The 14633-nt window shown below is 53.0% G+C and carries 11 protein-coding genes; 8 read left to right on the top strand and 3 right to left on the bottom strand.

Annotated elements, in window-relative coordinates:
- Positions 1 to 25: 25 nt before the first annotated feature.
- Positions 26 to 745 carry a response regulator gene (locus PQG83_RS00990; protein ID WP_312745710.1) on the bottom strand — a complete coding sequence of 240 codons (720 nt, stop codon included), beginning with the start codon at positions 743 to 745 and terminating at the stop codon, positions 26 to 28.
- 332 nt (positions 746 to 1077) lie between these two features.
- On the opposite strand from PQG83_RS00990, the gene PQG83_RS00985 reads away from it, so the two are divergent.
- The 7 genes from PQG83_RS00985 to PQG83_RS00955 all read left to right on the top strand — a co-directional run bounded on the left by PQG83_RS00985 (position 1078) and on the right by PQG83_RS00955 (position 11621).
- A complete protein-coding gene (locus PQG83_RS00985; protein WP_312745707.1) occupies positions 1078 to 2508 on the top strand; it encodes a TolC family protein in 1431 nt (476 codons plus the stop codon).
- 27 nt (positions 2509 to 2535) lie between these two features.
- The gene (locus PQG83_RS00980; protein ID WP_312745706.1) at positions 2536 to 3759 is read left to right on the top strand and encodes an efflux RND transporter periplasmic adaptor subunit; all 1224 of its coding nucleotides are present in this window, start codon (positions 2536 to 2538) and stop codon (positions 3757 to 3759) included.
- Positions 3749 to 6910, top strand: a complete 3162-nt coding sequence (locus PQG83_RS00975) for an efflux RND transporter permease subunit (protein ID WP_312745705.1) — start codon at positions 3749 to 3751, stop codon at positions 6908 to 6910. The genes PQG83_RS00980 and PQG83_RS00975 overlap by 11 nt, the downstream gene beginning before the upstream one ends.
- Positions 6911 to 7200: 290 nt before the next feature.
- Positions 7201 to 8454 carry a DEAD/DEAH box helicase gene (locus PQG83_RS00970; RefSeq protein WP_312745703.1) on the top strand — a complete coding sequence of 418 codons (1254 nt, stop codon included), beginning with the start codon at positions 7201 to 7203 and terminating at the stop codon, positions 8452 to 8454.
- Positions 8455 to 8965: 511 nt separating this feature from the next.
- A complete protein-coding gene (locus tag PQG83_RS00965; protein ID WP_312745700.1) occupies positions 8966 to 10699 on the top strand; it encodes a hemopexin repeat-containing protein in 1734 nt (577 codons plus the stop codon).
- 419 nt (positions 10700 to 11118) lie between these two features.
- The gene (locus PQG83_RS00960) at positions 11119 to 11370 is read left to right on the top strand and encodes a type II toxin-antitoxin system Phd/YefM family antitoxin (protein WP_312745699.1); all 252 of its coding nucleotides are present in this window, start codon (positions 11119 to 11121) and stop codon (positions 11368 to 11370) included.
- Positions 11367 to 11621 carry a Txe/YoeB family addiction module toxin gene (locus tag PQG83_RS00955; RefSeq protein WP_312745697.1) on the top strand — a complete coding sequence of 85 codons (255 nt, stop codon included), beginning with the start codon at positions 11367 to 11369 and terminating at the stop codon, positions 11619 to 11621. Before PQG83_RS00960 ends, PQG83_RS00955 begins: the two co-directional genes overlap by 4 nt.
- 62 nt (positions 11622 to 11683) lie before the next feature.
- Here the strand turns inward: PQG83_RS00955 and mtgA are convergent, their stop codons facing one another.
- Entirely contained in the window at positions 11684 to 12466 is a 783-nt protein-coding gene (gene mtgA / locus PQG83_RS00950; protein ID WP_312745694.1) for a monofunctional biosynthetic peptidoglycan transglycosylase, read from the bottom strand.
- Positions 12467 to 12979: 513 nt separating this feature from the next.
- On the opposite strand from mtgA, the gene PQG83_RS00945 reads away from it, so the two are divergent.
- A complete protein-coding gene (locus PQG83_RS00945) occupies positions 12980 to 13984 on the top strand; it encodes a zinc-dependent alcohol dehydrogenase family protein (protein WP_312745691.1) in 1005 nt (334 codons plus the stop codon).
- Positions 13985 to 14154: 170 nt separating this feature from the next.
- On the opposite strand, the gene PQG83_RS00940 is transcribed toward PQG83_RS00945, so the two are convergent.
- Entirely contained in the window at positions 14155 to 14601 is a 447-nt protein-coding gene (locus tag PQG83_RS00940; RefSeq protein ID WP_312745688.1) for a CBS domain-containing protein, read from the bottom strand.
- Positions 14602 to 14633: the final 32 nt, after the last annotated feature.

Here is a 14633-nt window from a genome sequence, read left to right as displayed (position 1 = left end):
CGCCTGAAAACTTGCAGGCCCGGTTTCAATGTACAGTGACCTCTGCGGTGAATGTGTATCCCCCTCCCCACACCGTTTTAATCAAGGAGGGTAGCTTGGGATCGATTTCAATCTTTTTTCGCAACCGGCTGACCTGATTGTCGATACTGCGATCGAACACATCGCCCGCGCGATGGCGGGTGAGGTCGAGTAATTGATCACGAGTCAACACCATGCGTGGATGATTCAGGAACACCCTCAACAGCACGAATTCCCCGGTGCTGAGCGGAATGGCCACGCCATCCTCTCCGATGAGTTCCCGTTGCGAAATCTGTAAGACCCATCGGTCGAATCGAATGGTTTTTTCCGCAATGCGCCGTTCCTTCCATGGCAGACTATTCGCCCGCCGGAGCACGGATTTGATTCGTGCCAACAATTCCCTGGGATTAAACGGCTTGACGACATAATCATCCGCACCCATTTCCAACCCGATCACGCGGTCCGTTTCTTCCGCCATGGCCGTGAGCAAAATGATGGGAATGTCCTTTGTTTCACGTAAATGACGGCAAAGAGAGAGACCGTCTTCTCCCGGCATCATGATATCCAGCACGACGAGGTCGATGGCGCTGGTCTCGAGAATTTTCCGGGCTTCCGCCGCGCTTCCAGCCACACTCAGCCGAAAGCCTTTTTGCGTGAGATAGCTTGAAAGCGGATTGCGGATATCCGGCTGATCGTCAACGACAAGAAGATGCGGTAACGAATCCATATGGCTCCTCAAGATCACCCTTCGTCATTATTATGACGCCGGTACCGGGTGTGGGGGAAAAAAAATTGTATCAAAGTTTGTCAAAACAGAATTCTGTCAGGTTTTCTTACAAAAAAGAAGGATAAGGAAAAATTTCAGAGAAATTTCCTGGGTATACTGACCGAACAAGGAAACATGGGGGTGAAACGGCTTTCATCTGGATGAATCGTGTTCGTCATCAAGACCAAACAAAAAGACGTATTTCATCTTCGGTCACATGAAGTTCAGACAAGTATCATCCATAAAGGCATAAAGGGATCAGAAAATATTTTCCTCCTCATCCGCAACATCGTATGAATACCCTCCAATATGGTCGCGCCATCCTCACAGGCATTTTCCTGATGCTGATTACCGGATGTCTGTTCGACCCACAACCCATTGAATTGAAAATTCAGCCGCCCGATTCCTTTTCCCTTTCCGGCCAGCAGGCGTTGCCGGACAAATGGTGGGAAGCCTTTGAAGACGAGGCCCTGGACCGGTTGATTGAACGTGCGCTGGAAGACAACCCCACTCTGTTGGCCACCTGGGACCGCCTGCGACAGGCGGAAGCCATTGCGGTGCGTGATGGAGCCCCCCGCTTTCCATTCTTAAACGGAAACAGCACCGCCAGCCGGAGCCGCACGGATTTAGGCACGCAAACGGATCGTTTTGCTGTAGGAGTATCGGTGGCCTATGAGCTGGACCTGTGGGGACGGGTCCGGGCTTTCGGAAGTGCGGCGAACTTCGACGCACAAGCCAGTCAGGCCGATTTAACCGTCGCCGCGATCACCTTATCGAGTCAAATGGCGAAAACCTGGTATAACCTGCTCGAACAACGAGGCCAACTGGCGTTGCTGGAGAAACAGATAGCGACCAACGAGAAAGTCCTGCAATTAGTCACCTTGCGGTTCCGACAGGGCGTGGCCGCAGCGGCCGACGTCCTGCGACAGAAACAATTAGTGGAACAAACGCGTGGAAAAACCAAAGATGTCCGCGCGCAAATTGGAACGCTGAGCCATCAACTTGCCATTCTTCTTGGGAAACCGCCCAAGTCTCTGGAGATCCCCGACAATCAGGCGCTGATACGTCTTCCCCCATTGCCGAGTACCGGCCTACCCGGTGAGCTCATTCAACGGCGCCCTGATGTGCAAGCCACGTTTTACCAGGTACAGGCCGCCGATGCGCGTGTTGCGGCCGCCATTGCCGAACGTTTCCCGCGCATTGATCTTGCCGGGTCGATAACCACCAATCTCACCCCAACCCTGACCAGCGGATCCTTTGCCGCCGCTCCGGGAGGACTGTTTGCCAATTGGTTAGCCACCGTATCGGCACAAATCGTCGCACCGATCTTTAATGCGGGGGCGAGGGCGGCGCAAGTCGATCTGAACAAAGCCGCTCGGTCTGAAGTCCTTCACAACTACGAATTCACGGTCCTTCAAGCCTTCCAGGAGGTCGAAAATGCCCTGATTCGTGAAACACAACAACGGGCAAAAACCTCCAGCCTGGAAGATCAGTTCCACATCGCCACCCAGGTCATCGAACGCTTGCGAGCCCGGTATCTGAATGGTGCAACCGCCTATCTGGACGTGCTCAATGCCCTGAACAGTCAACAGGAGCTTGAACGCGAGATCCTGACCGCCCGGCGGACGCTCATAGATTTTCGGGTTGATCTGGCCAAGGCTCTGGCCGGCGGGTGGCCCATGACTAAACCTGAAATCCGTCAATTAACCATTTCCACCGGATAGGGATTCCTCCCGACAAACGCCCGACTCATGGTACCCCCATCCCATTCCAACATACGACTGATCCTGGTGAAGGCGGTCCTGCCTGTTCTGATCCTGGCGCTGGCTGGAGGCATTGCGTTTTCGATCGTCCAGACCGCCCCACAACCTGAACGTCATCCCAAACCCAGGCAGCCCCGTCTGGTGGAAACCGTTGAAATCAATGTAACCACACAGATGCTGACCATCGAGGCTTGGGGACAAGTCCAGCCTGTTCATCAAATCACACTCCGGTCACAGGTGAACGGGAAGATCATTTCCGTCAACCCTGAACTCGTTCCCGGCGGTCGATTCAACGCACAGGAAACCATTCTTCGCTTGGAACCGGCGGATTATGCGCTGGCTGTCCGCCAACGACAATCCGATCTGGCGAAGGCCCGCGTGGCTCTTCTCCTCGAAGAGGGCAACCAGGTCGTTGCCAAGCAAGAGTTCGATTTATTGGGTGCAACAATCAACGACCAGGAAAAAGCCCTGGTCCTTCGCCTCCCGCAACTGCGCGCGATGAAAGCCGACGTGGATGCGGCCGCGGCGGCCCTGCAATCCGCAAAGCTCGCGCTGGCCCGCACCGTCATCAAAGCCCCGTTTGAGTCAACCGTCGTTCGCCATCACGTCGATCTCGGGACCTATGTGACCACCACCACTGATCTCGTGACAATTGCGGGGACGAAAGAATATTGGGTTGAGTTAGCGATCCCCATGGCTCAATTACGTTGGATCACGATTCCTCGCACCCCTGATGAACCAGGGTCCGCCGTCAAACTCTTCCAGGAAAATGTGTGGGGAAAAGAAAAATTTCGGACGGGCCGGGTGGTCCGGTTGCTGACCGATCTTGAACCCAACGGGCGAATGGCTAGACTGCTGGTGGCCATTCAAGACCCTTTGAATCTTCAAGCACAGCATGCGCCGCTGCCTCGCGTGCTGCTCGGTTCGTATCTTCGCGCTGAAATTCAGGGTGAGAAACTCAGCCGGCTGGCCAAGGTGGATCGTCGCTGGATCCATGATCAGGACACCGTGTGGCTCATGAATACCGACAATACACTGGAAATTCGTCAGGTGACGATCGCCTATCGCGGCCAACATGCGGTCTATATTTCTGAAGGTCTGGAAACGGGAGACCGCTTAGTGGTCACCGACATTTCCGCCCCCACGAATGGAATGCCCATTCGCCTGAATACCAGCCGTTCGGACACATCAGTGACTCCCCATGGAACCTAACCCTTCCTGGTCTCCACCTCAGCGGGAATCCGGCCCTCTGGCCTGGATGGTGCACAACCGGGTCACGCCCAACCTGCTCATGTTGACGTTACTTTTGGGTGGACTGTTTATGGCCTCCCACATAAAGCAGGAGGTCTTTCCCGAATTTGAAGAAGACACCGTCACCATCACCGTTCCGTTTCCGGGCGCGAGTCCCGAAGAAGTCGAACACGGGGTGATCCTGGCGATCGAGGAAGGGGTGCGTGGTCTGGAGGGCGTAAACGAGATCCGGGCCACGGCCGCGGAAAATCAGGGAACGGTCGTCGTCGAACTCCTGGCCAAGTCCAACAATCAAAAAGTCTATCAGGACATTCAGCAGGCGGTCAGCCGCATCGTCACCTTTCCCGAAGATACGGAAAAGCCGCGTGTGACCTTGGACACCCGTCGTCGCGACGTCCTGACGCTTCAGTTGTATGGCGACGTCTCGGAATGGACGCTTCGTGAAGTCGCCGAGCAGGTTCGGGACCGTCTCTTACAAGAACCCGGGATTACGCAAGTCGACCTTGAAGGCGCGCGGGCATATGAAATTCATGTGGAGGTGCCTCAAGAAGACCTCCGGGCCTATGGACTGACATTGGAGGACATCGCACAAACCATAGCCGCGACCGCACTTGATCGATCGGGTGGAAGCGTGGAAACCTCCAGTGGCGAAATCCTATTGCGGGTACAGGAACGACGTGATTGGGCATCAGACTTTGCCGACATTCCTATCATTGCCAACCAAACGGGAACGCTCTTGCGTCTGGGAGATATCGCCCACGTGTCGGAAGGATTCCAGGAAAGCGAAACGTATGCCACATTTAACGGCGCACGTGCCATTGGCATCGAAATTTATCGAGTGGGAGATCAAACTCCGATCGGTGTGTCGGAAAGCGCACGCGCGGCGATGGCCCGTATTATTCCTGATCTGCCGGACTCCATCCATTACACCATTCTCAAAGACCGGTCGGAAATCTATTATCAACGCCTGACGCTTCTGCTGAAGAATGGATTTCTCGGATTGTTACTGGTCCTGGCTATCCTCACCCTGTTTTTGGAATACAAACTGGCGTTCTGGGTGACGGTGGGAATCCCGACGTCATTTTTAGGGGCCATGCTCTTTCTGCCGGCCATGGACGTGTCTATCAATATGGTCTCCCTCTTTGCATTCATTATTGCGCTCGGGATTGTCGTGGATGATGCCATTATTGCCGGAGAAAACATTTATGAATACCGGCAACGCGGCAAATCCTTCAGTGAAGCAGCCATCCTGGGAGCACGGGATATTGCCATTCCCATCAGCTTCAGCATTCTGACGAATATCGTGGCCTTCCTGCCGCTGATGTTTATGCCCGGATCCTTCGGGAAAATCTGGGCTGTGATTCCCGTCGTGGTCTCGACCGCCTTCATTATTTCCTGGGTCGAAGCCTTATTCGTCCTTCCAGCCCATCTGGCACATTCCGGTACCAATCCGACCGGCACGATCGGCAGAACCCTGCATCACACCCAACAACGGTTCAGTGCATGGTTTTCCCGATTCGTCGAACGGACCTACGGTCCTTTTCTCCGCCGGGCCATTACTCACCGCTACTTGACGATTGCCATCGGGTTCGGGATTTTTGCCATCGTCCTGGCCTATCCATTTAGCGGACGCATGGGCTTTATTCTCATGCCCACCGTTGAGGCTGATTTTGCCAAGGCCACAGCCGCGCTTCCTTTTGGAAGTCCTCCCGAGGAAATGATCCGGGTCCGGGACGGGTTGATCCGTTCCGTGCAAGAGGTGATCGACCAGTATCCGGGACAACATATTACCAACGGCACCTTTGCGCTGGTGCTGGAAAACACCATCGACGTTCGCGCCTATTTGCCGGATGCGAATCATCGTCCGCTCAGCACCAGCGAATTGACCACACTCTGGAGGGAACACACTCCGGATTTCCCGGGAGTGGAATACCTGCGGTTTGAAGCGGATAGCGGGGGACCCGGGCGCGGTGCCGGGATCAGTGTTGAACTCAGCCATCGGAATATTGCCATGCTCGATAAGGCGAGCACCGATTTGGCCGACCGTCTGGCTGAATTCGGCAGTGTGAAAGACGTGGACGACGGGTATTATCCAGGAAAACCCCAACTGGACTTTCGCATCAAAGAGGAGGCCCGCAGCCTCGGCCTCACCGCCGGAGATATCGCCAGCCAAGCCCGCAACGCGTTTTACGGATCGGAAGCCCTTCGCCAGCAACGAGGGCGAAACGAGATCAAAGTACTGGTGCGATTCCCGGAGTCGGAGCGCTCGAGCGAATACCACGTGGAAAATCTGGTGATTCGAACGCCTGCCGGTCCACACGTGCCGTTGTATCAGGTTGCGACGGTCGAAAAAGGCCGGGCGTTTCGGGAAATCACCCGTCGGGACGGACACCGCACCGTAACCGTTACCGCGAATGTCCAACCCGCAAAGGAAACCAACCTTGTCCTGAATAAACTGAAAAGCGACGTGCTTCCGGCCCTGCTTCGTGATTATCCCGGCCTCAGTTACAGCTTCGAAGGACGCCAGGCCGATATGCGAGATGCGCTTCAGAGTTTTCTCTATAGTTCGACACTGGCATTGATCCTGATTTATGTGTTGCTTGCCGTGCCGTTTCGAAGTTACCTTCAACCGGCCATTGTGATGACATCCATTCCGTTCGGATTGGTTGGTGCGGTGATCGGGCATATGATCATGGGTTACAACATCAGCATCATCAGTATGATGGGGATCATTGCGCTTGGCGGAGTGGTCGTCAATGACTCCTTAATCATGATTGACTATGCCAATACCAGACGGCGGGAAGGACATAATGCCTTTGAGGCCATCTGCCAGGCAGGCATCCGCCGGTTCCGGCCCATTCTGTTGACCACCCTCACCACCTTCGGCGGATTGGGTCCCATGATTTTCGAAACGTCCCGTCAGGCCCGGTTCATGATACCCATGGCCATTTCATTGGGATTTGGAATTCTCTTTGCCACCGCCATCATGCTCGTGCTTATCCCCTGTCTCTATCTGGTCGTGGAGGATGTGTTGGGCATGTTCACCGTTACGGTCAACTCGCCTTCCCCCGTAAAAGTTCCGAATGAACCGGAAGCCATCGTTGCGGAGTGAGAGAGGGGCTACTTAATCAGCTAAAGAGCATGCTATTCATCAGCACATTGCTGAAAGGGAAAATGTGGAAATGCCTGGATATGACGAAATCTCCTTTGGGCTTCACTCAACTATCCTCAGGCGGAACAATGTGCTGTTACATGGCAGGATCTGATCCCAAGCACTTTTCTTCTCCCTAATGTTTTTTTGCCTGTCTGATCATTTCCGAGTAGACTGGGGCACAGTCCAAAATCAGAATAATTCACACTTGTTGCGCCGGAGTTGATGAGAAGTAGAGGTATTGAAACACCATGAAGTTTGCAAAATATCCCATTTCAGAAGCTTTGAAAAACAACCTGTCGCGACTCGGATTTGTGAAAACCACGGACATCCAATTTAAAGCCATGCCCTCGATCATGGCGGGGGAAGATGTTCTGGCCATCGCCCAAACAGGAACGGGGAAAACGGCAGCATTTGCCATCCCGATCATCAATCAGATTGACCAGTGGAAAAGGAGTCAACGCTCCAATGGGATCCAATGTATTGTCATGGTTCCGACGCACGAACTGGCGATGCAGATTGGAGAAGTCTTTGCCCAGCTTTCTAAACAGACCAAGGTCAAGGCATTTGCCATGTATGGGGGCGTGGAGCAGGACCCGCAGATACAAACACTTCAGAATGGCATTGATGTGCTCATTGCAACACCCGGCCGGCTGTTTGATCTGATCAGTCAGGGGTATGTTCTGCTGGACCGGCTCCAAACCCTTGTGCTGGATGAAGCTGATCACATGCTGGATCTCGGATTTATTGGTGATATTCATGCGATCAAAAAAAAGCTGCCCCACAACCATCAAACGCTCTTTTTTTCGGCAACCATTAATGCCGAGATCAAAAAACTGGCGTATTCTCAGGTGAGACATTCGGCTATCCGGATTCAAATCTCGCCGGACAATCGTGTCTCTAAAAATGTCTCTCACTATGTGATGTTCGTTGAAATGGATGATAAACGGTTTTTCCTGGAGCGGTTCCTGTCCGATAATCCTGAAAGCCGGGTCATCGTGTTTGTCCGGACGCGGGTGCGCGCTGAACGGGTTGCCAAGGCGATGGGTCGTGTCGGAAGAGAAACGCTGACCATTCATGGGGAAAAAGATCAGCGTGACCGGACAGCGGTCATGAACGCTTTTAAATCAGGGGCTTGTCAGGTTTTAATCGCCACAGATGTCAGCGCACGCGGAATCGACATTCCGGATGTTCATTATGTGTTGAACTATGACCTGCCGGATAAGGCAGAAAACTACGTGCATCGTGTGGGTAGAACCGGGCGTGGCGTCAAAAAGGGGATTGCGATTTCTTTCTGCAGCAAAGAAGAAAAGGTCCGACTTGAGGAGATTCAGGCGTTTTTAGATCAAGAGATCGATGTCGTCAAAATTACAAAAAAGGATTATGCCTTTACGGTGACACATCCCAGCGGGGAACTCAGCTTGGAAGAGCTGATAAAAGAAATTGAGGAGGAAGAGGAAAATAAAAAAAAGAAAACAAGAAAACCTCAAAAGAGAAAAAAGTAGATACCCATAGATAGGCTCACGACTCGTGAACCTCCGCGCTAACTCTGATAAATCTGATTAATCTTTCTTCCGCCCACCTTATCCTGCACCAAACTCTCAAAAACAGACTTCCCCCCAGACCGACAAAAACGGAATCTGACCCCTCCTTTTCCCTCCGGCCTCCCCTAAATTCTAAGGGTAAATAAAACTCACATGAGTAACAGAAATTTGGGCGCAAGGATTTTTGAAATTCAAGGGCGGTCGCCCATAAGTGAATAGGTATCTGATTCGATACGACGTGTATCGTCATTGATACGCGCAACGCATGTGGAATTGAGAGCAGACGTATCAGCAAGGATGTGAAGTCTGGTGGCAGTAGGAGCTATCAATCAGATACCGGAAGAGTCTCTCTCGCACACCCGTTTTGAGGGGAATGGGTTTTGCTTATTCGAGCAACACAGAGCATGTTTGGGAATGAGGAAATGAGCGGAATGTGCGCAATGGATAAGTAAGGTCAGAAAGGGATCACGCTATGAGAATGTCTCGTGAAATTTTCCTGTCAACGCTCTGCGGAATGCTCATCGCGGTGAGTTTCTGTGGGACAGTGGACGTTTGGGCTCAGTTGACCGGTTCAGGAAAACTGGTGCCGGTGGTCTGGAATAACGGCAAGGTCTATTTCTTCCAGGGAAGTGAATATGCCCGATACGACATCGCCCAAGACAGGGCGGACAGTGACGATGGCAGTGGCAATGCGTACCCTCGCCCCATCCGGAACATCTGGCCTGGACTTTTTGAGGAGAACATGGACGCGGCAGTCTTCTGGCCTGCGCCGCCTCCGGGGGGAGCAGAAATCAAGACGGTCGCCTACTTCTTCAAAGGCCATCAGTTCATGAGGTATGACGTGGATGCTGATCGGGCTGATGCGGCGGATGGCGCCGGCCGGGCCTACCCTCAGCCGATCTCATTGAAGTGGCCTGGGATCTGGACAGATCGGGTGGATGCCGTTGTGGTTTGGCCTGTCCCGAGAAGCGGCAGGACCGTCGCGTACTTTTTCCGGGATGATCAGTACATCCGCTTTGATGTGAAGAGACATCGGGCTGACCCGGGCTACCCGAAGCCCATTGCGGGCAATTGGCCAAATTTCAAGTTTCCAGGTGGAATCGACGGTGCGGTGGCCTGGCCTACGGAGATCGAGGGGAAGTCGGTTGTCTATTTCTTTAAGGGCAATCAGTATATGCGGTATGACGTTGTGGCTGATCGTGCCGACGATCAAAGTGGGGGAGGATTCGGCTATCCTGCGCCTGTTGCCGGGAATTGGCCAGGCCTCCTAACCACACCGGGAGGAACGGATGTCCTTGCAGCCTTTGCCAGGGAATGCGATCAGGCCATCGGCGTGTCTGTTCCCGATTTTGATGTCGATAGCCCTTTGGGGACAACGGTTCCAACCGATCATCTCACTCCGGCTACCGCGACCTATCCAGACGGAACCTGTGATCGTCCGAACGTGCTAAACGGAAAATGCGATCGTGGGAGCCGTTTTCGGGTGCTGATCAATACGCCAGACGCCTATGTGGTGGCGCATGCTCGAAAGATGGGCCTATCCCAAGGGCAGTATGGCGACGTGGCAATCATCCAGCACAATAAAGTCAATGGCAAAACGTGTTTCTATCAGGGGGCACTGGAAGAAGGCTTTCACTTGAGCCATGATGGGAAGGTCAAGGCGCCTTCCAAGGGGGTGGGCAATCCAGCTTTCTGGATGACACCCTCACAAATTGTCAACAGCAAATTCCCCTGTGTCAGTTGCCATGACAATGGGCCAATCATCCGATCCCCGTATCTCGCCCAGATATCAGGCCCTAACCAGCTGCCCGGTACGGGTGATATCACCTTCAACAGCGACCCCGAGCCCTATTCCTTTGTCGGCGCTGATTTCGCCTCGTGGAAAGCCTATAAGGTCGAGGTCAGCGACAATCAATGCAACGGCTGTCATCGCATGGGGGTCAACAACGTGAGTAACACCGGCATCGTCGGGAACAATGGCACGGCGCTTGATTTAGGTATCAAGGCCACAGCCCGTTCACAGGATAATAAGCATCCACACTCCGCCACATCGCCGATCTGGATGACGCCCGGGCAGATCACCTTTGACCAAGGGACTGCTGATGCTGCACTGGCAATCAAGCAATGCGCCGAGCAGTTCCGTCCAGGAATGCCCTTTCTACCCGATTCACCAAGCTGTAAAATTACGCAATTTACGACACCATAGACCCCATATCGTTGACGATCGAACGGAGAGCCAGAGTAAGGTCTGGGACGGTATGAATAATCTTTTCCTGGTCTGTCCTGTGTGGGAAAGGATAGCACCCGTTCTACTCCTTGGACGTGCCTTTAACCCGCTAGACATAATGAAGTTCCTCCATACGATCAGCTCTTTTTTCATTTCCACATATGGCGTGGTTTCGGTAGGTGCCGAAGCGGACTGTGAATCACCCATGCTATGCGAGCGCACTCATACATAGAAAGCCGAGCCAGCAAAACAGGGAGAGAAAACGAAAGTTTTTATGAAGTCGCCTTGATTATACTCAGGGACTTAAAAGTCTTCCCGATAGACCAACCGAATTGTCACTCTAGACAAACTTTTCATCTGACTGTACAGTTACCTGTACATATTGGAGGAACATAACTATGGATGCCGTGACGTATACTACTATTCGTGCAAACCTGGCCAGTGCCATGGACCGAGTGTGCAACGACCATGAACCTTTGATCATCACCCGCAACGGAGAGCAGTCTGTCGTGATGCTTTCGCTCGAAGATTATAAGGCGTTAGAGGAAACCGCCTATCTCTTGCGTACGCCCGCCAACGCCAAACGCCTCCTTTCGGCCGCCGCCCAATTGAACGCCGGCAAGGGCGTTGAGCGGAAGTTGGCCAAGTGAAGCTGATATTTGCTGACGAAGGATGGGAAGACTATCTCTATTGGCAGAAGCAGGACAAACGCATGGTCGAACGAATCAACAAATTAATACGGGAGACACAACGCGATCCCTTCACAGGTATAGGTAAACCCGAACCATTGAAGCATGCACTTTCAGGATTCTGGTCCCGCCGCATAACTGATGAGCATCGCATGGTCTATCGAATAGAGGGAGACGCACTCTTAATCGCCCAGTTGCGCTTCCACTACTAAAAATCCGCCGTCAGAGTCCATGGCGTGCCTTCCCCACGGTCGTTTCGAAAATTCTTGTCTAGTTATCGCACTGACATACGACGGAGGATGAGTTCTTTTTTCTTTTCCACGTATGATGTGGTCTCCGTGGGTTGGTGCCGAAGGGGGCTGGGAATAACCGCTGCCAGGCGGGCGCCCTCATCCATAGAAAGCCGCGAGGCCGGTTTATGGAAATAGCGTTGAGCAGCGGCTTCAATGCCAAACACGCCTGGTCCCCATTCAATGATATTGAGGTAGAGTTCAAGGATACGTTTTTTACTCAAGGTCGATTCCAATATCCAGGTAATGAGAAGTTCTTTACCTTTGCGAATCGGATCCCTGGAGGTCGAGAGGTATAAGTTCTTGGCCAATTGCTGGGTTATGGTTGAGCCCCCCCGAACAATCCGTCCTTTCTCCAAATTGGTTTCAATAGATTCCAGGACCTCATGCCAATCCACGCCGGTATGAGAATAAAATGCTCCATCCTCGGATACCAGAATGGCCATACGAACGTGACGCGGAATGCTTGAGAGCGGCGTCCATCGGTAATCGATTTTCAGCGTGGTGCCTTGAGCATGTGCTTCGTCGATGCGTTGCCGCATCAACGCGGACTCTGTGGGATTTTCCGTGGGCAACCGGGCGATCGAGAGAAACGGAAAGGTGAGAATCTCAAATAACACATAAAGGCCGAGAATAATAAATATCGCTTTAAATGGAATGATACGAATCCACCGGAATCGCCGAACACGAGGCTTTCTCTGCGAACCGATATTCCAGAGAGGTTTTGGGCGACGGGTTTTTGTGGCTTTCGACCTTGATCGCTTCATGCTGTGTTCTTAACTGCCCTTCACCTGTCTCGACGGATACGATATGATGAGGCCCTGGTAGACAGAACCGACTCGATGATGCCCGAAGTACGTATCAATTTAACGACACAGTTGTCCAATGATTTCTCGAAACAGTGCGATCACATCTAACACAAACACGAGTGAGGTAAAACTCGGACCGGATTGTGTTTTATGATATCGTGGCTCTACCCGGGCACAGATTCTCCGCCACTTGCTCAGAACAACAACTCTGCCGTCATCACCGGGTCCTTGGCCGTGATCTCTCGGAGCTAGGGTCAAGATGAATTCCCGATCACGAAAGTGGGGCATGACGAGAAGGAAAAGGAATGCAGAACTCGATCCACAAAGACGACTTTGTATTCTGATGCGGCGGCTTCATCTGGGCACAGATTCTTCGCCGCTGGCTCAGAATGACAATTCTGGATAGATTATCATCACCAGTTCGTCCAATGCCTGAATGGGACAATCTACATTTTCACCGCATAGGAGTGCATGATGAATGCCATGATCCTCGAACAGGACGCCGATGTCGCGACGGGTCCTTTACGGGCTCGCGATATCCCCAAACCTGCGCCGGGTCCCGGACAAGTTCGCGTCAAGGTTCATGTCTGCGGAGTGTGCCGCACTGATCTGCACGTCATCGAAGGCGAACTGCCCCCGTCTATGCGTCCCATTGTCCCTGGACATGAAACCGTCGGTATCGTGGATCGAGTGGGACAAGGAGTCAAACAGATCAAAGAAGGTGATCGAGTAGGAATCGCTTGGCTCCAGGGAACCTGCGGGGCCTGTGAATTCTGCAAGGCAGGGCGGGAAAATCTGTGCGCACAGGCCACCTTCACCGGTTATCACGTCCACGGTGGGTATGCCGAATACGCACTGGTCTCTGAACAATTCGCCTACCCTATTCCATCCGTGTTTACGGACGAAGAGGCCGCCCCGCTCTTGTGTGCCGGCATCATCGGCTTTCGTGCCTTACGCCGCAGTCAGGTGAAACCCGGACAGCGACTGGGCTTGTACGGATTCGGTGGCTCCGCCCATATTACAATTCAAATCGCCCGGCATTGGGGTTGTGAAGTCTACGTCTGTTCCTTACGGGAAGAACATCGCACCCTGGCTCGTCAACTGGGAGCGGTGTGGGTCGGGACGGCCTCAGAGATGCCACCAAACTCTCTTCACTCAGCGATCATGTTTGCCCCGGCGGGTGAGCTGGTGCCTCCGGCACTTCGGGCATTGGAAAAAGGCGGCACACTCGCCTTGGCCGGCATCTACATGACCCCCATTCCATCCTTGGATTATACACTCGATCTGTTTCAGGAGCGGACACTCCAAAGCGTCACTGCCAACACCCGCCAGGATGGATTGGACCTGTTAGAGGCTGCCGCTGCCATTCCCATTCACACCCACACGGTTCCCTTCCAATTAGAGGAAGCCAATCTGGCACTCCAACAATTAAAGGCCGGAACCATCCAGGGCGCGGGAGTCTTACATGTGCTGTAAAGCCCTAGGAGTCTGTCGGACTTAGGGGATCGAAAGCGAAACAGCGGCTGAGCGAGGCCAGATTTTGACGATTTCGCAGGCCCATAGTGGTGACTATGGGCCAAGAAAGCGGTGAAATATGGACAGCTGAGACACTGTTGCAGCCGATTCTTCCTAAGTCCGAAAGGCTCCTAACACCCTCGCTCGAAAAACAGGCCACGATTGATATCGCCGATGCTGACCATTCCCATCAGTTTGCCGTTTTCCGCGACGGGGATTCTCCTGAAATTCTTCACGCCCATGTAGGAAGCGGCCTCTAAAATCGGCATGGAGGGCGAGACGGTCATAGGATTCCGGCTCATCACCTCTTCAACCTTTTTTTTCAGGGCTTCCGGATATCCTTCCTCCATCTCGGTGAAATCCCGGCTGTGAACATTGTCATGGATATAGTCACCAAAATTCGGGAAAAGCGGTAATATCACGTCTCGAAGAGCCACCAACCCGACCAGATTCTCTTGTTGATCAATGACTGGGATCGCCCCGCAATGCCGACTCAACATTTTTATCACAACCGTTCGAACCGAGTCCGTCGGAAACGCCGTCAACACTCCTGTGGACATCACTTCACGTACAAGCATACCCACCTCCTGCGTTGAGGGTGATTGAGATA

Origin of the sequence: Candidatus Nitrospira neomarina (genome assembly GCF_032051675.1) — a bacterium.
GTDB classification, from domain to species: Bacteria; Nitrospirota; Nitrospiria; order Nitrospirales; family UBA8639; genus Nitrospira_E; species Nitrospira_E neomarina.
The sequence above is the reverse complement of the archived record's forward strand: the minus strand, read 5'-3'. Positions and strand labels throughout refer to the sequence as shown.

Coding starts and splice junctions, on each gene's coding strand:
- PQG83_RS00990 (WP_312745710.1), bottom strand. CDS start 745: ATGGATTCGTTACCGCATCTTCTTGTCGTTGACGATCAGCCGGATATC.
- PQG83_RS00985 (WP_312745707.1), top strand. CDS start 1,078: ATGAATACCCTCCAATATGGTCGCGCCATCCTCACAGGCATTTTCCTG.
- PQG83_RS00980 (WP_312745706.1), top strand. CDS start 2,536: ATGGTACCCCCATCCCATTCCAACATACGACTGATCCTGGTGAAGGCG.
- PQG83_RS00975 (WP_312745705.1), top strand. CDS start 3,749: ATGGAACCTAACCCTTCCTGGTCTCCACCTCAGCGGGAATCCGGCCCT.
- PQG83_RS00970 (WP_312745703.1), top strand. CDS start 7,201: ATGAAGTTTGCAAAATATCCCATTTCAGAAGCTTTGAAAAACAACCTG.
- PQG83_RS00965 (WP_312745700.1), top strand. CDS start 8,966: ATGAGAATGTCTCGTGAAATTTTCCTGTCAACGCTCTGCGGAATGCTC.
- PQG83_RS00960 (WP_312745699.1), top strand. CDS start 11,119: ATGGATGCCGTGACGTATACTACTATTCGTGCAAACCTGGCCAGTGCC.
- mtgA (WP_312745694.1), bottom strand. CDS start 12,466: ATGAAGCGATCAAGGTCGAAAGCCACAAAAACCCGTCGCCCAAAACCT.
- PQG83_RS00945 (WP_312745691.1), top strand. CDS start 12,980: ATGATGAATGCCATGATCCTCGAACAGGACGCCGATGTCGCGACGGGT.
- PQG83_RS00940 (WP_312745688.1), bottom strand. CDS start 14,601: ATGCTTGTACGTGAAGTGATGTCCACAGGAGTGTTGACGGCGTTTCCG.